Origin of the sequence: Actinobacillus lignieresii (genome assembly GCF_900444945.1) — a bacterium.
Classification (GTDB): Bacteria; Pseudomonadota; Gammaproteobacteria; order Enterobacterales; family Pasteurellaceae; genus Actinobacillus; species Actinobacillus lignieresii.
Genome location: NZ_UFRM01000001.1, coordinates 72,501 through 98,135, shown reverse-complemented (window position 1 = coordinate 98,135; position 25,635 = coordinate 72,501). Strand labels below are relative to the sequence as shown.

The window sequence follows — 25,635 nt, the reverse complement described above, 5'->3', positions numbered from 1 at the left end:
GTGCAAAAATCCACCAAAAGGTGGATTTTTACTTTAATCACAAGGCAGAATCTTAATTGCTAATCCACCTTTTGAAGTTTCTCGATATTTCGCATTCATATCTTTACCAGTTTCATACATCGTCTCAATCACTTTATCTAAACTAACCACGGCGGATTAAACGTTTTTGCACACCCACTAAAGCCGCATCACCAATTTCAACCCCTAAGTCACCACGAGCAACCATCACAACGTCCGCACCTAAAATGATGTCGTCCATTGCTTCTTCGGTTGCAACGGTTTCGGCACGTTCAACTTTTGCCACGATTTTCGCCTCTAAACCGGCTTCTTTGGCTAATTGACGGGCGTACTCTAAATCTGCACCTGATTGCGGGAAAGATACCGCTAAGTAATCCACACCGATTTTCGCCGCTAATTTAATGTCTTCTTTATCTTTCTCGGTTAATGCAGGGGCTGATAAACCACCGCCTAATTTGTTAATCCCTTTATTGTTTGATAACGGACCGCCAACGGTCACTTCAGTATGAACTTTAACACCTTCAACTTCTAATACTTTAAGTTGTACGTTACCATCATCTAATAACAGAATATCGCCCGGCACTACATCGTTAGGTAGATTTTTATAGTCTAAACCTACCGCATATTGATGTCCTTCGCCACGAGGTAAATCGGCATCTAAGGTAAATTTGTCGCCAATGTTTAAGAAAATTTTGCCGTCTTTAAAAGTCGAAACACGAATTTTAGGACCTTGCAAATCGCCTAAAATCGCCTAAAATCAATCGCCACGTGGCGACCTAATCTTGCAGCAATTTCACGCACTTTATTCGCACGTTCGATGTGATCTTCAGGAATACCGTGAGAGAAGTTCATACGAACCATATTTGCACCGACAGCAATGATTTTTTCCAACGTATTGCCACGATCTGTTGCAGGTCCCATTGTACAAACGATCTTGGTTCTTCTGAGTTTTCTAGACATTATTTGACTCCATAATAAATTTAAAAATTAAGTTAAATCTTTCTAAGCATCTTGATTATGCATTAAACGGGGGTCATTATACGCCTAAATCACACGAGTTTAAATACAACTAAAGGAGAATATAATGAATATTTGGATTATGAGACACGGTGAAGCCGGCTTCAATGCCGCTAGTGATGCTGCTCGAACTTTAACCGAACACGGCAAACAAAGTGCTACTGAGCAAGGCAAATGGCTTGGCGATTATTTAAACAAGCACCAAATCATGCTCGACAAAATTCTAGTTAGCCCTTATCTGCGTGCGAAACAAACCCTTGAACATCTCATTACAGGTATGCAAGCGGTCAATTTTTCCCAAAATTTTGCAACTATTACCGAAGAATGGGAAGAAATTACTCCGAACGGCAATCCTCAGACTATCGAAAATTACTTGGATTTTCTGAAGAGCGAAGGAGCAAAATACATTCTCATCGTTTCACATTTGCCGGTTGTGTATGATTTAGCTCAAATTTTAACGCATCATCAAGCCAATGTAGCCTTCCCAACCGCTACTATTGTCGAAATCAATTGGGCGAAAAATCAGGCTGAGGTCGTACAAATTCAGCACGCCTAACGCTGTTTTTTCTTATGTCAATAAAAATATTTTCATTCTTTTTGCAAATTGTCTAATTTATAGACTTCCAAAATGCTTAAAATACCGTACTTTTTATTTGGATATTATTCTGGTTAAAATTACTTCAAATTTGTTAATAAAAGGTTACAAATGCAAATAGGACAATATGAGATAAAAAACCGTATTTTCCTTGCTCCAATGGAACGGTGAAATTCAGCATCGCTTGGCAAATCCCAAATTTGAAAAGCAGAAAACTTATCTCGCACAGGTGGAAGGTATTCCGCAAGCGACGGATTTAGCTAAGTTAGAGAAAGGTGTTGAACTGAAAGACGGCTTAACTAAACCGGCAAAAGCCAAAGCAACTTCCGCCCCGAATTATGAATGGCAAACCGCCCCAAAAATTCGAGAGCGAAAAAACATTCCAACTAGTTGGATCGAGCTAAAAATTCACGAAGGAAAAAATCGCCAAGTACGCCGAATGACCGCACACATCGGCTTTCCAACCCTACGCTTAATCCGTATCGGTTTAGGGCAATTTCAGCTAGGCGAGTTAAATAGCGGTGAATACCGAGTTTTAGATGAAAAAGAAAAACGCCAATTATTTCAACAAATTGACTTAAAAATTTAATAATTTCGGGAGCAAATATGAAAAGTTATTGGGTATTAGTACATCAATTTGAGATTGCTTTAAAAGATGATGAGATTCCTTTCGGCACCACCGAACAATTAGGTTTAGCCGGCTTTGCTAAATTACAGGTTGGAACATATCAAAACTCACCGGTTTTTCTGGTGCAACTGGATGAACAAGCGGTCGAAAATCTGCAAAATTTTACCATGGTAAATCTACGCTCACAGATTGCTCGTCCGGCGGAATTAGCTCACCTATTACACCGAGCCGTTTCACTTAATCATTTCCTCAATACGCATAAATTCTGCGGTAAATGCGGATCGCACACCGAACTTGCCGATAATGAAATAGCGATTCATTGTCCAAATTGCCAACATCGTAGCTACCCGACCATCAGCCCGTCTATTATCGTGGCGGTACGCCGTGGCCGACAAATTTTACTCGCCAACCACTTACGTCATAAAGGCACGATTTACACCACATTAGCCGGTTTTGTTGAAGCCGGTGAAGCGATCGAAACCACCGTTCAACGTGAAGTATGGGAAGAAAGCGGCTTAAAAATCAAAAATATCCGCTATTTCGGCAGCCAACCGTGGGCATTCCCAAATTCACTGATGTTAGGTTTTTTGGCTGATTACGAAAGCGGTGAAATCACGCTACAAGAGGAAGAAATCTTCGATGCCAAATGGTTCGACTGCGATCAACCGCTTCCGGAACTACCACCGGAAGGCACGATTGCATTAGAGCTAATCAAAGAAACATTGCGGATTTGTCAAGAGGAAGGATAACAATAATTTTATAACGGGCTAATTAAGCCAAAACAAAAACAGGGAGAATTTAATTCTCCCTGTTTTTTAAGATTAGCTAAATAATTTACCTAACACACCTTTCGCAGCTTGTGCTAGTAGGTCGTTAGTATTTAAGTTTTGTAGATCCGGTAATTGACCGTCCAGTGTTAATGTATCAACGATTTTCGGTAAAAACTCCGCTAATAAATCACCCGCATCTTTTTCTTCTACGCCAGCTTCTTGTGCCGCCGCTTGCAAGTTTTCTTGACCGAATACATTTGCGATTTGCTCACCTGATACCGGTGCGTTTTCTTTATCCGCACTGATCCAAGTTTTTAATAGGTCGTCCAAACCGCCTTGTTGTAATTTAGCGATTACGCCTTCAACACCACCTTGAGATTGTAGTAATGCTTGAATTAATTGAAGTGCTGTTGATTGATTGCCGTTACCGCCACTTAAAGCAGATGATGCGATTGAGCCTAAAATGTTTCCTAACATAGGTTTACTCCGAGAAATGTGCCTAAGCACGTTTTTATTTACTGAGTTGCTACTCAGCCTAGATAATTAAGCGGTCCGATTTGCAAAGTTTTTGCAATTTTGACCGCTTGTTTCCGCCGATTCTAAGCCAGAATTCGGCGAACACGTTCCAAATCTTCTTGCGTATCCACTCCTACTTGAGGTGCTTGTTTGGCAAGTTCGATATGAATTTTTTCTCCGTACCATAATGCACGTAATTGTTCTAACGATTCCAACTGCTCTAATTGCGTCGGTTGCCAAGCGACGTATTGTTTTACAAAGCCGGCACGATATGCGTAGATACCAATATGGCGCAAGTAATTTTGGCTTTCGACAAAAGCGTCATCACAGTCTGCGAAATGATCACGGGCAAACGGAATCGGCGCACGAGAGAAATAGAGTGCCATACCGTTTTTATCCGCCAGCGCTTTGACGGCATTCGGATTGAAAAGTTCTTCTTTGGTGGTTAATTTTACCGCTAATGTCGCCATATTCACTTGGCAACGATCTAAATTTTCCGCCACTTGCGAGACGATCACCGGCGGGATCAGCGGCTCATCACCTTGTACATTCACGATAATTTCATTATCGGCAATCTGCATCTTTTCAATCACTTCCGCTAAACGTTCCGTGCCTGAATTATGTTGATCCGAAGTCATACACACTTCCGCGCCAAACGCTTTGGCGGTTGCTTCAATCTCCGGATGATCAGTCGCAATAATCACACGTGTTGCACCGGCTTGTTGCGCCTTTTCCCACACGTGTTGAATCATCGGTTTACCGGCAATATCTAACAACGGTTTACGAGGTAAGCGGCTTGAAGCGTAACGAGCTGGAATAATCACAGTAAAATTCATAACATTTCCTTTATAAAAAACACGGAACATCCGCTTAAATCAACATGGCAAAATTCTTGTGAAATTTAACCGCTTGTTTGAATGAAGCTAATGTTCCGTAAAAATATTTAGGCTTCTAACGCATCTAGGAAGCGTTCTGCGTCTAACGCTGCCATACAGCCTGTACCTGCTGAAGTGATTGCTTGGCGATAGTTATGATCCATAACGTCACCGGCAGCAAATACGCCTGCTACGCTAGTTGCGGTCGCATTTCCTTCTAAGCCCGATTTCACTTTAATGTAACCGTTATCCAATTCAAGCTGACCGTCAAAAATGGCAGTATTCGGTGCGTGACCGATTGCGACAAAGAAACCATCCGCTTTAATTTCTTCTTTGCTCTCGTCTTTGGTTGAAGCTAAACGCACACCGGTTACGCCCATATTATCGCCTAACACTTCTTCGACCGTTCTGTCAGTGTGAAGAATAATTTTGCCTTCTTCCACACGTTTCTGTAAGCGACCTAATAAAATTTTCTCGGCACGGAAGCTGTCACGGCGGTGTACTAAATGTACTTCACTAGCGATATTGGCTAAATATAACGCTTCTTCAACCGCAGTATTACCGCCGCCAACAACCGCAACCGGTTTGTTACGATAGAAGAAACCGTCACAAGTCGCACAAGCCGATACGCCTTTGCCTTTAAAAGCTTCTTCAGAAGGTAAACCTAAATATTTTGCCGATGCACCGGTTGCGATAATTAACGCATCACAGGTGAAGGTATTAATATCGCCTTTTAAAGTAAACGGACGCTTTGATAAATCTACACTATTGATGTGGTCGAAAACGATTTCCGTATTAAATTTTTCAGCGTGTTTCAGCATTTTATCCATTAAACCGGTACCGGTAGTATGCTCATACTCGCCCGGCCAGTTTTCAATTTCATCGGTGGTGGTTAATTGACCGCCTTGTTGCATACCGGTCACTAATACCGGATTTAAATTCGCACGAGCGGCGTAAACGGCTGCGGTATAGCCCGCCGGGCCTGAGCCTAAAATTAAAAGTTTTGCGTGTTTAACTGTCATTGTGTAATCCTTATCAATAAATATCGTTGTTATTTTAGCGTAAATTTAGCTGTAACTCTATTTTCGTTTTCACTCATCTTTTTTTCGATTTTGTGAAGTAACTAACAGAAATTCGCCTCGAATTTTGGTTAAATTGGGACAAATTCTTCTTTTAAAAGGATAAATACCTATGAAAAAACTTATCAATTCAATCGAAACTGTCTTACAGGAACAGTTAGCCGGTTTTGCCAAAGCTCATCCTACCCTTGTTCTTAATACCGAACCGACTTATGTACGCCGAGCTGACGCACCGGTTGCCGGTAAAGTGGCATTGATTTCCGGCGGCGGGAGCGGACACGAACCGATGCACGCCGGTTTTGTTGGTAAGGGAATGTTAGACGGTGCTTGTCCGGGTGCTATTTTTACCTCTCCGACACCGGATCAAATGTTTGAATGCGGTTTAAATGTCGATAGCGGCGAAGGCGTGTTATTACTTATTAAAAATTATACCGGTGACGTTTTAAATTTTGAAACCGCAACCGAACTTCTTGCCGATAGTGGGGTAAAAGTTGCAACCGTATTAATTGATGATGATGTTGCAGTCAAAGACAGTTTATATACTGCCGGTCGCCGTGGCGTTGCCAATACCGTATTATTAGAAAAATTATTGGGTGCAGCGGCAGATAAAGGTTACAACTTATCGCAATTAGCCAAGTTAGGTTATAAGTTGAATAATGCCGGACATTCGATTGGCATTGCGCTTAGCGCTTGTACCGTACCGGCAGCCGGTAAACCGTCTTTCACTTTAGCCGAAAACGAAATGGAATTTGGCGTAGGGATTCACGGCGAACCGGGCATTGAACGCCGTCCATTTGAAAATCTGGATAAAACCGTACGCCAAATGTTTGAAACACTCATTGCACACGGCGATTATGAGCGTACTGTACGCCGTTGGGATAACGACACTCAACAATGGAACGAAGTGTTAGATAAAAAACAAACGTTACAAAAAGGCGATCGTGTGATTGCGTTAGTGAATAACTTAGGTGCGGTACCGCTTTCAGAATTATATGGTGTTTACAATGTGCTTGCCGATTGTTGTGAACAATTCGGTTTAACGATTGAGCGTAATTTGGTCGGTTCATTCTGTACCTCACTCGATATGCAAGGTGTTTCCATTACCTTACTAAAAGTCGATGATGAAACCTTAGCACTTTGGGATGCACCGGTTAATACGCCGGCATTACGTTGGGGAGAATAAGATGGCGATTTCAAAACAACAAATCCTACAATGGCTTGAAAATTGTAATCAGGTGATGACTGAGCAACGAGATTTCCTCACACAGCTGGATACCGAAATCGGTGACGGTGATCACGGCTTAAATATGCAACGAGGTTTTAGTAAGGCGTTAGAAAAAGTTGCTACCGTAAGCGATAAAGATATCGGTACGATCTTAAAAACGGTCGGTATGACGTTACTCTCTCAAGTCGGCGGTGCAAGTGGACCTTTATACGGCACTTTATTTATCAAAGGTTCACAAGTTGCTAACGGTAAAGAACAACTAACTTTTGAAGAACTTGTTAGCGTCTTCAAAGCCGGCGTGGAAGGCATTGTTGCTCGTGGTCGTGCAGAACCGGGTGATAAAACTTTGTGTGACGTTTGGCTTCCGTTGCTTGATGAATTAGCCCAAGCGGATCACTCTCAGCCTGAAGGCGTTCTACTTAATCAAGCGGTCGAAAAAGCCGAAAATTTTGCAAAAGCCACCGTGCCGATGACAGCTAAAAAAGGGCGAGCCAGCTATTTAGGTGAACGTAGCGTTGGTCATGCAGATCCCGGTGCAATATCAAGCTATTATTTAATCAAAGCTTTAGCTGAAGCGGTTAAATAGGAGTAGTGATGGTTAATTTAGTGATTGTTTCGCATAGTAAACAGCTTGGAGAAGGCGTAGCAGAAATCACTCGCCAAATGGCACAAGGTTCGTGCAAAATCGCAGTCGCAGCCGGTATCGATGATCCGGATAATCCGATTGGTACGGATGCAGTAAAAATTATGAATGCAATTGAAGACGTATTCAGCGAAGACGGTGTGGTGATCTTTGTCGATCTCGGTAGTGCGATTTTAAGTGCGGAAACCGCAATTGACTTACTTGAGCCTGAAAAGGCAGAAAAAGTAGTAATTAGCTATGCGCCGTTGGTTGAAGGCGCATTCGCCGCAGCAGTCGCCGCCGCCGGAGGCGATGATTTAGCTTCGGTATTACAAGAAGCAAATGAAGCGGCTGCATTAAAGCAGCAACAAGCGGTCTAATTTTCTGAAAAATTTACCCAATAAAAAATGAGGCGGAGTAACTCTTCCGCCTCATTTTTTGCTTCAAATACGATTAATAGAGCAATGAATAAAGCTGACGTCTAAATTTCGGCACAACAGGATCATTACCCAAAGCGGAAAGAATCGCTAAAAATTGACTTTTCACTTCGCCGTTTGCACTATTTAAATCAGCTTTTAACCAATCAAATAGTAGTGCTAACGCCTCTTCATTTTTATGTGCTTGATGTAACTGATTTGCTAAACGAATCGCAATTTCCGGCGTTTTGCTATTTGCATAATCCGCTTGCAATTGCTGTAGTTCAGGCGATTCGTTCGCTTGTTCTAATAATTCAATCTGCGCTTGCAAACCGTTCCAGCGACTATCACGATCTTGAATCGGAATTTGCTTTAAGATTTCTCGAGCTTCTTCCACTTTCTTCATCACGATAAAGGTTTCCGCATACAGCAAAGCGAAATCACTATTTTTCTTATCGGTCATTTCCCAAGCCGATTTGAGTAACGGTAACGCCTCTTCATAACGCTGATCTTGCAGTAATTCTAAAGCTTGATTGAATTTAAGCTCTTCTTCTTTCGGCAAAATATTAGCTAAACGCACTCGCATTTCTTGCTCGGAAATCGCCCCTTGAATCATATCAACCGGTTGCCCGCCAGCAAAAAGATACATGGTCGGAATCGTTTGAATTCTAAATTGGGCCGCCAATGCTTGCTGTTCGTCACAATTTACCGTAGCTAATAAAAATTGCGCCGGATTTTCATCGGCTAAACGGCGCAATAATGAATCCATTTCCAGTGAAGCCACTTCTCTCATAGAGATAAAATTAAACACGACCGGTACTTGTGCCGCTGCGTTCCACACTTCACTAAAATTACTTTCGGTGACATTAACAAAATAATTCATACGATTCCTCTCATCTAAAAAGTCGGCGAGATTATAACTGATTTTCAGTACGCCGTTTCAATCGGTAAACCGCTTCGTTCCCAGCCGTCAAAGCCGCCTTTCACACTATAGATACGTTCAAAACCTTGCTCGACTAAAAATTGTGCGGTATTGCGACTACTTACACCATGATAACACATGACGATAACCGGTTCTTCATAATCCACTTCATCTAAAAAACGTCCGTAACTTTCGTTGGTTAAATGAAAGGCATCTTGCGGATGACTGTAGGCGTAACGACGTCCATCACGAATATCGACTAAAGTCGCGCCTTCGTTTTCGATTAATTCCCATGCTTGTTGCGGGCTAATTTCAGTAAATGTTTCACTCATAATTCATACTCAATAATAAAAATAGATATACATAAAAATTGGACGACTATACCACAATGCATTTACAAAAATAAACGAGAATACCTATTATTACGAGTTGAATTTTTTGACCTACTCAGTATAATTGCAAACTATTTTCATTATAAATGAACTTTTTTTGCTTATTTTAGACCGTTTCCGAGGATTTTATGGAACAAATGCTTGAACTTTTACAAGGCCATGTTGATTATATTATTTTAGGCTTATTACTATTAATGAGTGTTGTGTTGGTATGGAAAATTATTGAACGCGTACTTTTCTACAAACAATTGGATGTGACCAAATATGACACGCTACAAGATTTGGAAATTGATACCACTCGCAATTTAACCACCATTTCCACTATCGGTGCCAACGCCCCTTATATCGGTTTATTAGGAACCGTATTAGGGATCTTACTTACCTTCTACCATTTAGGTCATTCCGGCGGTGATATTGACGCTGCATCTATTATGGTTCACCTTTCGCTTGCATTAAAAGCAACCGCAGCCGGTATCTTAGTCGCTATTCCGGCAATGATGTTCTATAGCGGTTTTAACCGTAAAGTGGATGAAAGCAAACTTAAATGGCAAGCGATTCAAGCTCGTAAAGCCAATCAATAAGCGGTCAAATTTCACTTATTTTTTGCAACTCAATCAGGTTTCTTATGAAAAAATTTGACGAAATTAATATTATTCCCTTTATCGACATTATGTTGGTATTGCTGGCTATCGTGTTGGTAACCGCTTCATTTATTTCTCAAGGAAAAATTCCGGTTAATATTCCGAAAGCGACCACAACTCAAGCGATGAAAGCGGACGAATTGGCAAAACTTCTGACGATTACCGAAAACAACGAGTTTTATTTCAACGATCAGCCGATTACCAAAGAAGCACTCACGAGCGAGATTGCAACTTGGGATAAAACTCAAAAAGTAACCTTAAAAGTGGACGGTGCGGTAGCCTTTGAAAAATTTGTCGAACTGACTGATGTTCTCTCTGCGAATGAAATTAAGAATGTCGCTATCGTGACCAAAAAAGATACCTCGAAGAAATAGGATACGAGTATGAAGAAAAAACATTCTCGTATCGGTTTAACCGGCTCCATTCTTATTCATACCGCTATTTTCGGCGGTTTAGCCTCTATGGTAACCCATTCTCATTCCGATGATTTACCCCAAGAAGAAACGATGTCTATGGAGTTAGTCGCCGCACTTTTGGAACAACCTCAAGTTGCCGTCGCACAAGAAGAGCCAGTACCGCCGGAGCCGGAAAAAGTCGAAGTCGAGCCGGAACCGGAGCCTGAAGCGGAAGCTATTCCAGAACCTAAACCTCAGCCTAAGCCGAAAGAAAAACCGAAGGAAAAACCTAAGGAAAAACCAAAACCGAAAGAACCGCCAAAGCCTAAAGAAAAAGAAAAACCTAAAAAAGAGAAAGTAAAAGATAAACCGATTAAGGCGTTAGAAAAAGGTCCTGAAGCAAAACAAGGTATTGTCGCCAAAGCGATTCCTAATGCGGTACAAGGCACTCAATTACGTGCAGGTATTCCAAACGGTAAACCGGAAGGTAATCCGAACGGTCTTTCCGCCAACGGTTCACAAAACGGTGCGGTAGGCGGTAGTGGTAGCGGAGCTTCCGGAAGTGAAATCGGTGCGTATAAAGCGGCATTACAACGTGCATTACAACGCCGAGCCAATAACGCTTATCCGACTCGAGAAAAAATGATGCGTAAAACGGGCGTGGTTACTATCGGTTTTACCATATCCTCTTCCGGCGAGTTAATCAATGTCAAAGTGTTAAACAGTTCCGGTAACGGTAATCTTGATAATGCGGCGGTCAAAGCGGCACAAAGCACGAAAGTTTCACCGCCGCCGGCGGGATTCCCGAGTAATGTGACCGTTCCGGTGAAATTCTCAATTGAATAAATCTTGTCAATAAGCTCCCGTAAGGGAGCTTATTTTTACTTAAGCCAAGCGGTCGTTTTTAGCTTACTTTTTGCAAAAAATCGACAAAAGATAACCGCTTGCCTAAAGCGGAGTGCTTAAGTAAAATAAACCGTTTCTATTTTTATTATACAAATTGAGGAAAATATAATGTTTGGAAAAGGCGGCTTAGGCGGTTTAATGAAACAAGCTCAGCAAATGCAAGAGCGTATGCAGAAAATGCAAGAAGAAATCGCACAGCTTGAAGTCACCGGCGAATCCGTTGCGGGTTTAGTTAAAGTAACGATCAATGGCGCACATAATTGCCGTCGTATCGAAATCGATCCGTCATTAATGGAAGACGATAAAGAGATGGTGGAAGATTTAGTCGCCGCCGCATTCAATGATGCCGTTCGCCGTGCGGAAGAAATGCAAAAAGAAAAAATGGCAAGCGTGACCGCCGGTATGCAATTACCACCGGGTATGAAATTCCCATTCTAATTTAGCGATAATGGATAGTTCGCTTTATTGCGGCTATCCATTATTAATTTTCAACTATCCATTCCTATTTATGCAAATTAGCCCTTTACTCGAAAATCTGATGGAAGCCCTACGTGCATTACCCGGCGTCGGTCCGAAATCCGCACAACGTATGGCGTATCATTTATTGCAACGCAATCGTTCCGGCGGTATCAATTTATCCAAAGCCTTAAATGAAGCGATGACGCATATCGGTCATTGCCGTTCTTGCCGTACTTTTACCGAAGAAGACGAATGCAATATTTGTAAAAATCCTCGTCGCCAAATGAGCGGTCAGCTTTGCGTAGTAGAAATGCCGGAAGATATTCAAGCAATTGAGCAAACCGGACAGTTTTCGGGACGCTACTTTGTATTGATGGGGCATCTTTCGCCGCTTGACGGCATCGGCCCGAGAGAAATCGGCTTAGATTTGTTACAAAGTCGTTTAGAAAACGAATCTTTTCACGAAGTTATTCTTGCCACCAATCCGACCATTGAAGGCGATGCAACCGCCAACTACATTGCGGAAATGTGCCGTATTCACAATGTGAAAGTGACTCGGATTGCGCATGGGATTCCGGTCGGCGGTTCATTAGAAATGGTGGACGGTACGACCCTTTCCCACTCTTTTGCCGGCAGACGAGATATTTCGTTATAAGGCGAAAAGGTTATTTGGCTAGCCATAAAAGTCTGATACAATTACTCAGGTATTAATCACTAGAGGTTATCATGGAAACTATCGATACTATTGAAAAAATCAAAAAACAAATCGGCGAAAATCCAATTCTACTTTATATGAAAGGTTCGCCGAAATTCCCTTCATGCGGTTTCTCCGCTCGTGCGGTAGAAGCGGTAATCAACTGCCAAGTGCCGTTCGGTTATGTAGATATTTTAACTAATCCGGATATTCGTGCCGAGTTACCGAAATTCGCAAACTGGCCGACTTTCCCACAATTATGGGTGGAAGGCGAATTAGTCGGCGGTTGCGACATCGTGTTAGAAATGTTCCAAAAAGGCGAATTACAAACCTTATTAAAAGAAGTGGCTGCAAAACACGCTTAATTCTTTTACAAACAGTTAGCCCAAGCAATTCGCTTGGGCTTTTTTTATCGAAAAAATGCCGTTTTGCTCTTACATTCTTATTCGTTTTTGGCTTACAATGTAAAAATTCATTTGTAATACATAACAATAAGGACACAACAACATGGCTTTAAAAGATTTAGACTGGGCCAATTTAGGCTTCTCATATATCAAAACGGATTATCGCTTCATCGCACACTGGAAAGACGGTAAATGGGACGAAGGTCAATTAACCACGGATAACACTCTCCATATTCACGAAGGTTCCACCGCACTTCACTACGGTCAACAATGTTTCGAAGGCTTAAAAGCTTATCGCTGCAAAGACGGTTCTATTAACTTATTCCGCCCTGAAGAGAATGCAAAACGTATGCAAGGTACTGCTCGCCGTTTATTAATGGCGGAAGTACCAACCGAATTATTTGTGCGTGCTTGTAAAGAAGTGGTGAAAGCAAACCAAGATTGGTTAGGCCCGTACGGCTCGGGGGCAACGCTTTACTTACGTCCGTTCTTAATCGGCGTGGGTGATAACATCGGTGTGAAAGCGGCGCCGGAATACATTTTCTCGGTATTCTGCTGTCCGGTCGGTGCGTATTTCAAAGGCGGTTTAGCTCCGTCCAACTTCATCACAACCGACTATGACCGTGCCGCACCGGTTGGAACCGGCGGTGTTAAAGTCGGCGGTAACTATGCGGCAAGTTTGTTACCGCACGAATTAGCCGTACAACAAGGTACGGCAACCCGTAAATTTGCCGATGCGATCTACCTTGATCCGAAAACACACACCAAAATTGAAGAAGTGGGTGCGGCAAACTTCTTTGGTATTACCAAAGATAATAAATTTATTACCCCTGCGTCAGAATCAATCTTACCAAGTATTACCAAATACTCGTTATTACATATTGCTAAAGAACGTTTAGGTATGGAAACAATTGAAGGTGACGTATATATCGATCAATTAGATCAATTCGCTGAAGCCGGCGCTTGCGGTACAGCGGCGGTAATTACACCGGTCGGCGGTATTCAACATAAAGATAACTTCCACGTATTCTATTCGGAAACGGAAGTCGGCCCGGTAACAAAACGCCTATATGCGGAACTTACCGGTATCCAATTCGGTGATGTCGAAGCGCCGGAAGGCTGGATTGTTAAAGTAGAATAAGCCGATTTAAGCTATGCAAGCGGTAAAATTTTGCAATTTTTTTGCAAATTTCTACCGCTTGTTTTCTTTCAAACATAAGGAATATTATGATTCAACGTATTGATGTCAGTAAACGTTTCTCTGAAGTCGCGATTTATAACGGCGTGGCTTATCTTGCAGGCCAAGTGCCGACGGACGATAGCCAAGACGCTTATCAACAAACCAAACAAGTATTGGCGGAAATTGATAAATGCTTAGCTAAAGCCAATACCGATAAAAGTAAGATCTTAATAGCGACCGTCTATCTTGCGAATATGGCTTATTATGATGAAATGAACCGTGCTTGGGACGAATGGGCAGCGGAAAATAATGCGCCGCCACGTGCTGCGGTGGAAGCAAGACTGGCAAATCCGAATTGGAAGGTTGAAATTGTCGTTACTGCAGCCATTTAATAATAAGGCGTAAGTATTTGCTTACGCCCTGTGCTTAGTCTGAAAGGAGGAAAAATGAAAGTATTTCATCGACACGCTCATATTTTCTTTATTGGCGGAGCCGCCGACCTTGAATCCTATTACTTTGTCGGGCCACTGCACAATATTACGATTGCACAAAAAAAATTAGCCCGCCAAGTCAAAAAATACTTAGCACATCATGCTAATATTCATTTCCATTCTCTAAGTTATAATCGTGTTTATTATTTAAGCGATATCGAGTTAAACGTCTTAGTCAAAATCCAGCCGCAAGATCTGATTTACATTATCGGACACAGTTTAGGCGGCTGGAATGCCACGCATTTAGCGCGAATTCTAAAAGATAAAGGCTACCGAGTTCGTATTCTTGCAACACTTGATCCGGTTGGGGAAGGTACGCTGGTTTGGATGGGGTCAAATATTTTTAAAAATCCGGAACCGAAGCCGCTTGCCGATTTTTGGATAAATATTCAAGCGGAAAATGACGATTTGGATCTCTCTGATATTGTGGCGCAAATAGGTCGGCAATGGCTCCTTAGCGATGAGCCTGACATCAACGAAAAGTTATATATTCACCATTCGGACGCTCAACGTATGCTAAGACACAAATTGCATACCGGAAAATCGATTGTGGACTATATCATCGAAAATATTAAACAACTTTTATAACCGTTACCGATTCTTGCTTTACCATTGTCCGTTAATTATTTTAGAATATAAATTAAATTCTATAATAAGGACAAAAAATGAAAATTACCGAACAATTCCCCGATACTATCACTAAATTATTACGTAATATTTTAAGCGTATTACTTATCATTCTCGCCGTCGTATTAATTATTGCTCTGGTTAAAGTGACTTACGGGCTATGCGTGATGATTCTAACCAGCGGAACAACCGTTCCCTACGCTTTAGCCGAACAAATTGTGATGTTCTTCCTCTATTTCGGTTTTCTCGGCTTAATCTCTCAATACTTTAAGAGCGGCTATCACTTCCCGCTGCGTTACTTCATTTACGCCGGTATTACCGCTATGTTACGTCTGATTATTGTCGATCACGAAAGTGCAACGAATACGATTCTATTCGCCGGTGCAATCTTACTGATGGTTATCGCTCTCTGCTTAGTGCTTTATTCGGATAAACTCAGAAATATCTAACCGCTTTCAACTAAACTAGAAAATCTATTGCTTATAAATAAAAAACCACGAAATACAATGATCACATAAGATAATTTCCGAGTAATCCGTGTGTTCCGTGGTTAATATTTATCTTTCTGGCTAAACTAGTCCACCATAAAACAAGCGATTTTTGTGCCGTTTTCGTAGCTTTTTAGTTGCGGCTGTTCCGCTTTGCATTTTTCGGTTGCCAAACGACAACGAGCGTGGAACGCACAACCTTTCGGCGGATTTAACGGGCTGGGTAATTCGCCGGTTAATTTAATCCGCTCACGACGTTGTTCCGGATTTAAACGGGGTGTCGCCGAAAGTAATGCTTGGGTGTACGGGTGACGAGGATTGCCGAAAATCGCTTTAGTTTCGCCTTGCTCTACCACTCGCCCTAAGTACATCACCATCACTTCATCGGCAATATGCTCAACCACCGATAAATCATGCGAAATGAAAACATAAGACAACCCCATATCGTCTTGCAGATCCATCATCAAATTAAGCACCTGTGCCCTCACCGATACGTCCAATGCCGAAACCGGCTCATCCGCCACCACCACATCAGGGTTGAGCATTAAGCCACGAGCAATCGCAATACGCTGGCGTTGTCCTCCAGAAAACATATGCGGATAGCGGTCATAAAACTCAGGTTTTAAACCGACTTTGCCCATCATTTCCAATACTTTCGCTTTACGCTCTGCTGCCAATAAATCAGTATTAATTAATAACGGTTCTTCTAAAATGCTGCCCACTTTTTTACGTGGATTCAGCGAACTATAAGGGTTTTGGAACACAATCTGAATTTTTTTACGGCGTAATGCGGCGGTTTCTTTATCATTGATTAAGAAATTCTGCCCTTTATAAAACAACTCACCTTCAGTTGGATTTTCAATCATCGTGAGCATTCGCCCCAAGGTTGATTTACCACAACCGGACTCTCCAACCACTGCCAATGTTTTGCCTCGTTCCAATTGGAATGACACACCGTCTACCGCTTTAACCGTTTTCGGTTTAGCAAACAAACCTTGCTTAACCGGATAATATTTTTTCAAATTTTTCGCATCAAGAAGCGGTGCGTTTTGTTCATTTTTTTGCAAATCAGTCATTTCGCTTCTCCGTTATTGTTGGGTAGTTGGCACGCCATTTTCATTTAATGGAAAATGGCATTTTACTTGGCGACCGTTTAAAACTCGTAATTCAGGCTCGCTGGCACGACATTTATCCGTTGCATACGGGCAACGAGGATTCAGCAAACAGCCTTGCGGTCGGTCATATTTGCCGGGAACCACACCGGGCAGCGATTGCAAACGAGATTTACCTTCGGCAAATTCAGGCAACGCTTTAAGTAAGGCTTGCGTATAGGGGTGAAGCGGTGCTTTAAAGATTAATTCCGCTTTGCCCTCTTCTACCACTTGCCCTGCATACATCACGATAATGCGATGTGCCGATTCCGCAACCAATGCTAAATCGTGGGTAATCAGAATCAACGCCATATTTTCTTTACGTTGTAATTCCAACAATAAATCAATAATTTGAGCTTGAATCGTTACGTCTAATGCGGTAGTCGGTTCATCCGCAATTAATAATTTCGGATTACACGCAATCGCCATTGCGATCATCACACGCTGGCTCATACCGCCCGAAAGCTGATGCGGATACACCTCTAAACGAGATTGCGGATCTGGAATCCCCACCATAGTTAATAATTCAATCGCACGTTCACGGCGAGTCGCTTTTGAGCCGCCTTGATGCACCTTCAACGCTTCCATAATTTGGAACCCGACCGTATAACTTGGGTTAAGACTGGTCATCGCATCTTGGAAAATCATCGACACGTCCGCACCGACAATTTTTTGCTTTTCTTTCGGTTTTAACGCTAATAAATTATTGCCGTTAAACTCAAGCGAGTTTGCCGTCACACGACCGGGGAAGTCAATTAAGCCCATAATCGCTAACGAGCTAACCGACTTACCCGATCCGGATTCACCGACAATGCCTAACACTTCGCCTTCGTTTATCGTATAACTAATACGATCTACCGCTTTGAAGGGCGCTTTCTCATCACCGAAATGGACAGAAAGCTGATCTACCGTTAATAAAGCCATCTTGCTCTCCTTATTGTTTCAGTTTCGGATCGAGCGCATCACGTAAGCCGTCACCCATTAAGTTAAACGCTAATACAAGCGATAAAATCGCAAGCCCCGGAATGGTTACCAACCAGTTCGCCGATTGCATAAAGCCACGAGATTCCGCCAACATTGTACCTAATTCCGGTGTCGGCGGCTGCGCACCTATTCCTAAGAAGCCAAGTGCGGCAAGTTCTAAAATCGCATTGGAAATCCCCATCGTCATTTGTACGATTAACGGTGCCAGACAGTTCGGTAAAATCACAATAAACATTAAACGTAATACACCGGCACCGGCAACCCGGCTCGCGACTACATAATCACGATTTTTTTCGCTCATCACCGAAGCACGAGTTAAACGCACATAGCTTGGAATCGAAACAATCGCAATCGCAATCGCCGCATTAATCAAAGAAGGGCCTAAAATCGTAACCACACCAATGGTGAGAAGTAGGCTCGGAATTGCCAACATAATATCGACAAAACGCATAATCACGATATCAATCACGCCGCCGTAATAACCGGCAAGTAAGCCTAAAATCACGCCGAATACGCATGATAAGACAACAATCACTAAACCGATAAACACAGATAAGCGTGCACCGTAAATAATACGAGAAAGAATATCACGCCCAATATCATCGGTTCCTAGCAGATAAGCGGAATTACCGCCCTCCATCCACGCCGGAGGCAGTAATAAGGCACTACGGTTTTACTCAATCGGGTCAAAAGGTGCGACCCAACCTGCAAATACTGCAGCAAAAAAGACAAAAGCAATAAAGGCAAGCCCGATAACCGCACCACGATTTTGGCAAAAGTAATACCAAAACTCTTGTAAGGGTGTCTTCGGAGCCGGTGCCGAAAGGGTTGTTGAAGACATTATGTATCTCACTCCATTCAAATCATTTTGCAAAATTTTGCGTAAATTTAACCGCTTGTAAAAGCCGGAAAATAAACTTAGTTATGGCGAATTCTTGGGTTAACAACACCATAAATTAAATCAACGGTTAAGTTCACTAAAATAATAATCGTCGCAATAATTAGTACTGAACCTTGTAAAACCGGATAGTCACGAGCATTAATCGCATCGATAATCCATTTACCAATACCCGGCCACGAGAAAATATTTTCTGTAAGTACCGCCCCAGAAAGTAACTGCCCCACAATCAGTCCCACTACAGTAACCACCGGAATCAAGGCATTACGTAACGCATGGACAATCACAATGCGAGTGGTATTCAAACCTTTCGCTTTTGCGGTACGAATATAATCTTCGCCTAACACTTCCAGCATTGAAGAACGAGTCATACGAGTTACCACCGCCAACGGAATAGTACCTAACACGATCGAAGGTAAAATTAGCGATTTAATTGCGGCAATAAATGCTCCCGGCTCATCTGAAACCCAAGTGTCATACAACATAAAGCCGGTTTCCGCTTCAATCCAATATTCGGAAGGTAAACGTCCGGAAGCCGGTAAGCCTAACGGTGTGGAAAAATAGAGAATTAAGATTAAGCCCCACCAGAAAATCGGCATCGAATAACCGGTTAAAGATAAAGTGGTTACTGTATGTGAAATCCACGAATCTTTCTTCACCGCAGCAATTACACCAAGGAAAATCCCAAATATCAGCGACCATAACAACGCAAAGAAGGCTAATTCAACCGTTGCCGGAAACAGTGTGAAAAACTCTTTTAACACCGGTTCATTATTACGGAATGAATTGCCGAGATCGCCCTGAAAGATTCCCTTAATATAATTAAAATATTGTTCAGGTAAGGGTAAATCTAAGCCGAGCTGAGCCATCATCTGAGCGTGAACTGCCGGATCTAGACCTCGTTCCCCCATCCGAATTTCAATCGGATCGCCCGGAATTAAATGCACTAAGGCAAAAGTAATTAACGTTATCGCCAAAAAGGTTGGGATAACCATCAAAAGACGTTTAAGAATAAATGAAAACATTAGGTATACTCGTTATTTGAACCACGGAAAATATGAAAAACACGGCATTAAGCGGTAAAATTCAGCGAATTTTTTACAAATAGCCGATAACTCTCTGCCGTGCTTTTCAATGGTTAATAAGAGAACTTATTTTGCCTCTAAATCAACACCGTAGAAATTATGTAAGCTAAATGGGCTGATCACATAACCTTTTACTTCCTTACGAACCGGGAAATAAGTGGTTGAGTGAGCAATGGTTACCCATGGTGCTTGTTCTTTGAAAAGTACTTGCGCTTGTTTATAAAGCTCGGTACGTTTTGCTTTATCAGTTGTTTGAACCGCATCGGTCATTAACTTATCAAAATCTTTATGACAGAATTTTGCATAGTTAGAACCTTGTTTTACTGCCGCACAACTTAATAAAGTATTCAGGAAATTATCCGGATCACCGTTATCGCCGTTCCAGCCCATCATACCGGTGGTATGTTCGCCATCACGCATACGATTGAGATACTCACCCCATTCGTAACTCACAATTTTGGCATTCACACCCACTTTTTTCCAATCTTCTTGGATAAGCTCCGCCATACGGCGTGCATTCGGGTTATACGGACGAGAAACCGGCATTGCCCACACTTCGGTATCAAAACCTTTTTCCAATCCGGCTTCTTTTAACAAGGCTTTGGCTTTTTCCGGATCATAGTCATAATCCTTCACTTCATCGTTATAACTCCACATTGTCGGTGGAATCGGATTTTTCGCTTTTTCGCCGGAACCTTGATAAACAGACTGAATAATCGCATCTTTATTAATCGCATAGTTTAACGCTTGACGCACTTTCACATCATCAAACGGTTTTTTCTGCGTATTGAAATGTAAATAGCCGATATTTAAACCCGGTTTGGTCATTAAATTGATATTCGGATCTTTTTTCAATGCCTCCAGATCAGCCGGATTCGGGTAAGGTGCTGCATGACATTCACCTTTTTGTAATTTCGCCATACGCACCGATGCATCCGGCGTAATCGCAAAAACTAAACGGTCAATCGCCGGTTTACCTTCCCAATATTGATCAAAGCCTTTGTAACGAATCTGAGAATCTTTTTGGTAATCAACAAATTGGAATGGGCCTGTACCGACCGGATTTTGATCTAATTTTTCAGGCGTACCCGCTTTTAATAATTTATCCGCATATTCCGCAGAGAAAATCGAAGCAAAGTCCATTGCAATATTCGCTAAGAATGGTGCATTCGGTACTTTTAGATTAATTTTAACCGTATAATCATCCACTTTCTCAACATTTTGAATAATGTTGCCCATATCCATACCGATAAAATATTCATAGTTACCACCGGATACCTTATGGAAAGGGTGATTCGGATCTAATTGACGATTGAATGAGAACACTACATCGTCCGCATTAAAATCACGGCTTGGTTTAAAATCTTTAGTTGAATGGAATTTCACCCCTTTACGTAAATAAAAGGTATAACTTTTACCGTCTTCTGACACATCCCATTTTTCCGCTAAAGAAGGCACAACTGAAGTTTCTCCCTTAGCGAAATCTACTAAGCGGTTAAAAATCGTTTGGCTGGTCGCATCAAGCGTACCACCATCTGTTGCGAATTGAGGATTTAAGTAAGTAGGTGAGGCTTCTAAACAATAAACGAATGTTTTAGGTGCCGCAAAGGCCGAACTCGAGGCGGCAATTGCCAATGGCAATAAAGAGAGTTTGGTGAGTTTTTTCATCGAATGCTCCAATGTTGTGTTTGTTTTTTATTTTTATGAATTAATCGAATATACAAGTTTTTCGATGAAGTTCAATACTTTTTCAGTAAAAAGCGGTCTAAATTCAACGAAAATTTGCAAATTTCCGCAAAATTTAGACCGCTTATCACATTTACTACAATCTATTAATTATTTCCTAACTCCACTCGATAGAAGTTATGCGATAAGAAAGGACTAACCGTATAGCCTGTTACTTCTTTACGCATCGGGAAATAAGTTGTTGAATGTGCAATCGGCAACCAAGGCGCTTGCTGTTTAAAAATTACTTGAGCCTGTTTATAAAGTGCTTCTCGCTTTACCTTATCTGGCTCTTGCGCTGCTTGCGTAACTAAATCATTGTAAGATTTATCACAGAAATGTGCATAATTTGAGCCTTGTTTGACCGCATTACAACTTAATAAAGTATTTAAGAAATTATCCGGATCACCGTTATCGCCAGTCCAGCCCATCATACCGGTTGAATGTTCGCCTTGTTCCATTCGCTTGAGGTATTCTCCCCATTCAAAACTAACAATTTTGGCATTCACCCCGATTTGCTTCCAATCCTCTTGAACCATTTCAGCCATACGACGTGCATTCGGATTATACGGGCGAGAAACTGGCATTGCCCATAATTCCGTTTCAAAACCGTTTTCCAAGCCAGCTTCTTTTAATAATGCTTTCGCTTTCTCCGGATTATATTCATAATCCTGAACCTCATCGTTATAGCCCCAAATTGTCGGTGGCATCGGATTTTTAGCAATAGAACCAGTACCTTGGTACACCGATTCTAAAATCGCCTGTTTGTTTACCGCATAATTTAGAGCTTGACGAACTTTTTGATTATCCAACGGCTTCTTATCTAAATTAAAGGTAATATAGCCGATATTCAGCCCTGATTTTTCCAATACCTGTAAATTAGTATCTGCTTTCATCTGAGCAATATCCGCTGGATTCGGATAAGGCATTGCCTGACATTCATTTTTCTGCAATTTGGCATAACGAACCGTAGCATCCGGCGTAACGCTAAAGACTAAGCGGTCTAATTTTGCTCTACCCTGCCAATAATCATCAAATGCTTTAAAACGCACATAAGCATCTTTCTGTAAACCGGCAAACTCAAACGGCCCGGTACCAATCGGTGCGGTATCCACTTTCTCCGGCGTACCGGCTTTTAACATTTGGTCGGCATATTCCGAAGAGGAAATCGAGGCAAAATCCATCGCAAGATTAGCTAAAAACGGCGAATTCGGCACTTTTAAGTGGAATTTGACTACATAAGTATCCACTTTTTCGACTTTTTCTATGATATTAGGCATATCCATACCTAAGAAAAACTCATAGTTTCCACCTGAAACATTATGGAAATAATTATATTTATTTAATTGGCGATTAAAGACAAACAACACATCATCAGCATTGAAATGACGAGAAGGAGTAAATTCTTTATTCTTATGAAACTTAACCCCTTTACGTAAATAAAAGGTATAGGTTTTACCATCCACAGAAATATCCCATTTTTCAGCTAATGAAGGAACCAGATTCGTCGTCCCTGGTTCAAAGTCAACCAAACGGTTATATAACGCTTGCGCCAGATCTAAAGTCGCCCCGTCTGTACCGATTTGTGGATTTAAAAAAGTAGGCGAAGATTCAATACAATAAGTAAATGTTTTAGGTGCAGCGAGTGCCGAATTAGAGAAAAGTAACAACGTAAACGCTGATAAAGAGAAAAATTTTTGCATGAAATACCCTGATGTTGTGCTATAAATTATTTTTTGAATAATTTACATATTATCAGCCCTATTTCATATTGCAACGTTCAATCGTAAGGTAATTATAAAAAACGCTAAAACCTTCTATATTCTTATCCGAGATAAATTTTTTAATATTTCCCGAACAAGCGGTCAAATTCCCTTGTTGTTTTACAAATACCCTAGTTGGGGCTGTTTGAATCAGCGAAAAGGAAAAAAGAAAGGAGAAGCTGAATAAAGATAAAAGTGAGGTTGAGACTGAGCTTGAGGATGAGAATAAGGCTGAGGATAAAACAACACTATTGTCTGTTGTAAAAAAGCCAAAACCCCGTAGTTATCGCCAACCACAGGGTTTCTTGCTTCGTTTTCGCTTTCGCGCTAAATTCAATCCGGCGATGCCCTACTCTCACATGGGGAAACCCCACACTACCATCGGCGTTACTGCGTTTTACTTCTGAGTTCGGAATGGATTCAGGTAGAGCCACAGCACTCTGGTCGCCAGAATATTCTGTTGATGTCTTTTGTCTTCTTTGTCTTTGTTCTTTCTTCTTAAATTCGAAACAAGCTGCTACTGAGTGTAGCGCTCAAAAACACTTGAGCGTTGTATAGTTAAGCCTCTCGGGCAATTAGTATGTGTTAGCTCAACGTATCACTACGCTTACACACCACACCTATCTACGTCGTAGTCTCCAACAACCCTTACAGTCTTATAGACTGGGAGAACTCATCTTGAGGCAAGTTTCGTGCTTAGATGCTTTCAGCACTTATCTCTTCCGCATGTAGCTACCCAGCAGTGCCTCTGGCGAGACAACTGGCACACCAGTGATGCGTCCACTCCGGTCCTCTCGTACTAGGAGCAGCCCCTCTCAATTCTCCAACGCCCACGGCAGATAGGGACCGAACTGTCTCACGACGTTCTAAACCCAGCTCGCGTACCACTTTAAATGGCGAACAGCCATACCCTTGGGACCTACTTCAGCCCCAGGATGTGATGAGCCGACATCGAGGTGCCAAACACCGCCGTCGATATGAACTCTTGGGCGGTATCAGCCTGTTATCCCCGGAGTACCTTTTATCCGTTGAGCGATGGCCCTTCCATTCAGAACCACCGGATCACTATGACCTGCTTTCGCACCTGCTCGACTTGTCCGTCTCGCAGTTAAGCTTGCTTATACCATTGCACTAACCTCACGATGTCCGACCGTGATTAGCAAACCTTCGTGCTCCTCCGTTACGCTTTGGGAGGAGACCGCCCCAGTCAAACTACCCACCAGACACTGTCCGAGTACCCGTTCCGGATACTTCGTTAGAACATCAAACGTTAAAGGGTGGTATTTCAAGGACGCCTCCAACAACACTGGCGTGTCATCTTCAAAGGCTCCCACCTATCCTACACATCAAAATTCAATGTTCAGTGTCAAGCTATAGTAAAGGTTCACGGGGTCTTTCCGTCTAGCCGCGGGTACACCGCATCTTCACGGCGATTTCAATTTCACTGAGTCTCGGGTGGAGACAGCCTGGCCATCATTATGCCATTCGTGCAGGTCGGAACTTACCCGACAAGGAATTTCGCTACCTTAGGACCGTTATAGTTACGGCCGCCGTTTACTGGGGCTTCGATCAGGAGCTTCTCTTGCGATAACACCATCAATTAACCTTCCAGCACCGGGCAGGCATCACACCCTATACGTCCACTTTCGTGTTTGCAGAGTGCTGTGTTTTTAATAAACAGTTGCAGCCAGCTGGTATCTTCGACCGGTTCAACCTTCGTGAGTAAATCACTACAATCTACGCCGGCGCACCTTCTCCCGAAGTTACGGTGCTATTTTGCCTAGTTCCTTCACCCGAGTTCTCTCAAGCGCCTGAGTATTCTCTACCTGACCACCTGTGTCGGTTTATAGTACGGTTTAGTATAACCTGAAGCTTAGTGGCTTTTCCTGGAAGCGTGGTATCGGTTACTTCAGTTCCGTAGAACCTCGTCATCACTTCTCGGTGTTGAATGGTGTTCCGGATTTGCCTAAAACACCCACCTACCGGCTTAAACGCACATCCAACAGTGCGATAACCTAACCTTCTCCGTCCCCACATCGCAGTTATACCAAGTACGGGAATATTAACCCGTTTCCCATCGACTACGCTTTTCAGCCTCGCCTTAGGGGCCGACTCACCCTGCCCCGATTAACGTTGGACAGGAACCCTTGGTCTTCCGGCGAACGAGTTTTTCACTCGTTTTATCGTTACTTATGTCAGCATTCGCACTTCTGATACGTCCAGCAAACCTCTCGATTCACCTTCATCCGCTTACAGAACGCTCCCCTACCCAACAATGTTTCCATTGATGCCGCAGCTTCGGTGACTAGTTTTAGCCCCGTTACATCTTCCGCGCAGGCCGACTCGACTAGTGAGCTATTACGCTTTCTTTAAATGATGGCTGCTTCTAAGCCAACATCCTAGCTGTCTAAGCCTTCCCACTTCGTTTCCCACTTAACTAGTACTTTGGGACCTTAGCTGGCGGTCTGGGTTGTTTCCCTCTCCACGACGGACGTTAGCACCCGCCGTGTGTCTCCTGAGTATCACTCTTCGGTATTCGCAGTTTGCATCGGGTTGGTAATCCGGGATGGACCCCTAGCCGAAACAGTGCTCTACCCCCGAAGGTGTCCGCTCAAGGCTCTACCTAAATAGATTTCGGGGAGAACCAGCTATCTCCCGGTTTGATTGGC

The 25,635-nt window shown here is 42.5% G+C and carries 25 protein-coding genes, 2 rRNA genes and 4 pseudogenes (1 of these 31 cut by a window edge); 16 read left to right on the top strand and 15 right to left on the bottom strand.

Annotation, left to right across the window (positions count from 1 at the left end):
* Positions 1–33: 33 nt before the first annotated feature.
* Positions 34–147: pseudogene (locus DY200_RS10740) on the bottom strand (L-serine ammonia-lyase, iron-sulfur-dependent, subunit alpha); the annotation flags it as partial.
* Between the two features lies 1 nt (position 148).
* Positions 149–978, bottom strand: a pseudogene (locus DY200_RS00475) (pyruvate kinase); the annotation flags it as partial.
* A gap of 124 nt (positions 979–1,102) precedes the next feature.
* On the opposite strand from DY200_RS00475, the gene sixA reads away from it, so the two are divergent.
* The 3 genes and pseudogenes from sixA (at position 1,103) to nudC (ending at position 3,007) form a co-directional block, all read left to right on the top strand.
* The gene (sixA, locus tag DY200_RS00470; RefSeq protein WP_115586497.1) at positions 1,103–1,591 is read left to right on the top strand and encodes a phosphohistidine phosphatase SixA; all 489 of its coding nucleotides are present in this window, start codon (positions 1,103–1,105) and stop codon (positions 1,589–1,591) included.
* A 190-nt stretch (positions 1,592–1,781) separates the two neighbouring features.
* Positions 1,782–2,219 (top strand): annotated as a pseudogene (locus tag DY200_RS00465) (pseudouridine synthase); the annotation flags it as partial.
* A 17-nt stretch (positions 2,220–2,236) separates the two neighbouring features.
* The gene (gene nudC / locus DY200_RS00460) at positions 2,237–3,007 is read left to right on the top strand and encodes an NAD(+) diphosphatase (protein ID WP_115586496.1); all 771 of its coding nucleotides are present in this window, start codon (positions 2,237–2,239) and stop codon (positions 3,005–3,007) included.
* Between the two features lie 72 nt (positions 3,008–3,079).
* Here nudC and DY200_RS00455 read toward each other — a convergent pair whose 3' ends face one another.
* The 3 genes from DY200_RS00455 to trxB form a co-directional block, all read right to left on the bottom strand.
* Positions 3,080–3,505, bottom strand: a complete 426-nt coding sequence (locus tag DY200_RS00455; RefSeq protein WP_115586495.1) for a YidB family protein — start codon at positions 3,503–3,505, stop codon at positions 3,080–3,082.
* A gap of 122 nt (positions 3,506–3,627) precedes the next feature.
* Complete coding sequence (gene kdsB / locus DY200_RS00450; protein ID WP_115586494.1) at positions 3,628–4,380, bottom strand: 3-deoxy-manno-octulosonate cytidylyltransferase; 753 nt, start codon at positions 4,378–4,380, stop codon at positions 3,628–3,630.
* Positions 4,381–4,487: 107 nt separating this feature from the next.
* Positions 4,488–5,441, bottom strand: coding sequence for a thioredoxin-disulfide reductase (trxB, locus tag DY200_RS00445; RefSeq protein ID WP_115586493.1), 954 nt, complete (start codon positions 5,439–5,441; stop codon positions 4,488–4,490).
* Positions 5,442–5,610: 169 nt separating this feature from the next.
* Between trxB and dhaK the strand changes: the two genes are divergently transcribed.
* Genes dhaK through dhaM form a run of 3 tightly spaced genes read left to right on the top strand, consistent with a single transcriptional unit; the run spans position 5,611 to position 7,725 of the window.
* Positions 5,611–6,681 carry a dihydroxyacetone kinase subunit DhaK gene (dhaK, locus tag DY200_RS00440; protein WP_115586492.1) on the top strand — a complete coding sequence of 357 codons (1,071 nt, stop codon included), beginning with the start codon at positions 5,611–5,613 and terminating at the stop codon, positions 6,679–6,681.
* A 1-nt stretch (position 6,682) separates the two neighbouring features.
* Positions 6,683–7,309, top strand: a complete 627-nt coding sequence (gene dhaL / locus DY200_RS00435; protein WP_115586491.1) for a dihydroxyacetone kinase subunit DhaL — start codon at positions 6,683–6,685, stop codon at positions 7,307–7,309.
* 8 nt (positions 7,310–7,317) lie between these two features.
* Positions 7,318–7,725, top strand: coding sequence for a dihydroxyacetone kinase phosphoryl donor subunit DhaM (gene dhaM / locus DY200_RS00430; protein WP_115586490.1), 408 nt, complete (start codon positions 7,318–7,320; stop codon positions 7,723–7,725).
* 73 nt (positions 7,726–7,798) lie between these two features.
* On the opposite strand, the gene DY200_RS00425 is transcribed toward dhaM, so the two are convergent.
* The gene (locus DY200_RS00425; protein ID WP_115586489.1) at positions 7,799–8,644 is read right to left on the bottom strand and encodes a co-chaperone YbbN; all 846 of its coding nucleotides are present in this window, start codon (positions 8,642–8,644) and stop codon (positions 7,799–7,801) included.
* 44 nt (positions 8,645–8,688) lie between these two features.
* Complete coding sequence (gene glpE / locus DY200_RS00420) at positions 8,689–9,015, bottom strand: thiosulfate sulfurtransferase GlpE (RefSeq protein WP_115586488.1); 327 nt, start codon at positions 9,013–9,015, stop codon at positions 8,689–8,691.
* 188 nt (positions 9,016–9,203) lie between these two features.
* On the opposite strand from glpE, the gene exbB reads away from it, so the two are divergent.
* From exbB to psiE, 10 genes are all read left to right on the top strand, one after another.
* On the top strand, positions 9,204–9,656 hold the full coding sequence (exbB, locus tag DY200_RS00415) for a TonB-system energizer ExbB (protein ID WP_005595719.1): 453 nt from the start codon (positions 9,204–9,206) through the stop codon (positions 9,654–9,656).
* A 44-nt stretch (positions 9,657–9,700) separates the two neighbouring features.
* The gene (gene exbD, locus DY200_RS00410) at positions 9,701–10,090 is read left to right on the top strand and encodes a TonB system transport protein ExbD (protein ID WP_005595717.1); all 390 of its coding nucleotides are present in this window, start codon (positions 9,701–9,703) and stop codon (positions 10,088–10,090) included.
* Between the two features lie 9 nt (positions 10,091–10,099).
* Positions 10,100–10,957, top strand: coding sequence for an energy transducer TonB family protein (locus DY200_RS00405; RefSeq protein WP_115586487.1), 858 nt, complete (start codon positions 10,100–10,102; stop codon positions 10,955–10,957).
* Between the two features lie 168 nt (positions 10,958–11,125).
* Positions 11,126–11,455 (top strand): YbaB/EbfC family nucleoid-associated protein, encoded by a 330-nt coding sequence (locus tag DY200_RS00400; RefSeq protein ID WP_115586486.1) that lies wholly within the window; start codon positions 11,126–11,128, stop codon positions 11,453–11,455.
* Positions 11,456–11,525: 70 nt separating this feature from the next.
* The gene (gene recR, locus DY200_RS00395) at positions 11,526–12,131 is read left to right on the top strand and encodes a recombination mediator RecR (RefSeq protein WP_005618700.1); all 606 of its coding nucleotides are present in this window, start codon (positions 11,526–11,528) and stop codon (positions 12,129–12,131) included.
* Between the two features lie 71 nt (positions 12,132–12,202).
* A complete protein-coding gene (grxD, locus tag DY200_RS00390; protein ID WP_005600046.1) occupies positions 12,203–12,535 on the top strand; it encodes a Grx4 family monothiol glutaredoxin in 333 nt (110 codons plus the stop codon).
* A gap of 142 nt (positions 12,536–12,677) precedes the next feature.
* Positions 12,678–13,715, top strand: a complete 1,038-nt coding sequence (locus DY200_RS00385; RefSeq protein ID WP_005603248.1) for a branched-chain amino acid aminotransferase — start codon at positions 12,678–12,680, stop codon at positions 13,713–13,715.
* Positions 13,716–13,801: 86 nt separating this feature from the next.
* Positions 13,802–14,146, top strand: a complete 345-nt coding sequence (locus DY200_RS00380; RefSeq protein WP_005595710.1) for a RidA family protein — start codon at positions 13,802–13,804, stop codon at positions 14,144–14,146.
* A gap of 54 nt (positions 14,147–14,200) precedes the next feature.
* A complete protein-coding gene (locus tag DY200_RS00375) occupies positions 14,201–14,833 on the top strand; it encodes a hydrolase (RefSeq protein ID WP_115586485.1) in 633 nt (210 codons plus the stop codon).
* A 77-nt stretch (positions 14,834–14,910) separates the two neighbouring features.
* Positions 14,911–15,321, top strand: a complete 411-nt coding sequence (psiE, locus tag DY200_RS00370; protein ID WP_005600040.1) for a phosphate-starvation-inducible protein PsiE — start codon at positions 14,911–14,913, stop codon at positions 15,319–15,321.
* A 125-nt stretch (positions 15,322–15,446) separates the two neighbouring features.
* Here psiE and DY200_RS00365 read toward each other — a convergent pair whose 3' ends face one another.
* The 8 genes and pseudogenes from DY200_RS00365 to DY200_RS00330 all read right to left on the bottom strand — a co-directional run.
* Positions 15,447–16,436: a peptide ABC transporter ATP-binding protein gene (locus DY200_RS00365; RefSeq protein WP_115586484.1), complete on the bottom strand. Its 990-nt coding sequence runs from the start codon at positions 16,434–16,436 to the stop codon at positions 15,447–15,449.
* A gap of 12 nt (positions 16,437–16,448) precedes the next feature.
* Positions 16,449–17,435, bottom strand: a complete 987-nt coding sequence (gene dppD / locus DY200_RS00360) for a dipeptide ABC transporter ATP-binding protein (RefSeq protein WP_014992070.1) — start codon at positions 17,433–17,435, stop codon at positions 16,449–16,451.
* A gap of 10 nt (positions 17,436–17,445) precedes the next feature.
* Positions 17,446–18,336: pseudogene (locus DY200_RS00355) on the bottom strand (ABC transporter permease subunit).
* 77 nt (positions 18,337–18,413) lie between these two features.
* Entirely contained in the window at positions 18,414–19,418 is a 1,005-nt protein-coding gene (locus tag DY200_RS00350) for an ABC transporter permease subunit (RefSeq protein WP_115586483.1), read from the bottom strand.
* A 126-nt stretch (positions 19,419–19,544) separates the two neighbouring features.
* On the bottom strand, positions 19,545–21,146 hold the full coding sequence (locus DY200_RS00345; RefSeq protein WP_115586482.1) for an ABC transporter substrate-binding protein: 1,602 nt from the start codon (positions 21,144–21,146) through the stop codon (positions 19,545–19,547).
* 164 nt (positions 21,147–21,310) lie between these two features.
* Positions 21,311–22,906, bottom strand: a complete 1,596-nt coding sequence (locus DY200_RS00340; RefSeq protein WP_115586481.1) for an ABC transporter substrate-binding protein — start codon at positions 22,904–22,906, stop codon at positions 21,311–21,313.
* Between the two features lie 396 nt (positions 22,907–23,302).
* A 5S ribosomal RNA gene (gene rrf / locus DY200_RS00335) occupies positions 23,303–23,418 on the bottom strand.
* A 102-nt stretch (positions 23,419–23,520) separates the two neighbouring features.
* Positions 23,521–25,635 (bottom strand): 23S ribosomal RNA (locus DY200_RS00330) (it continues 787 nt past the right edge of the window).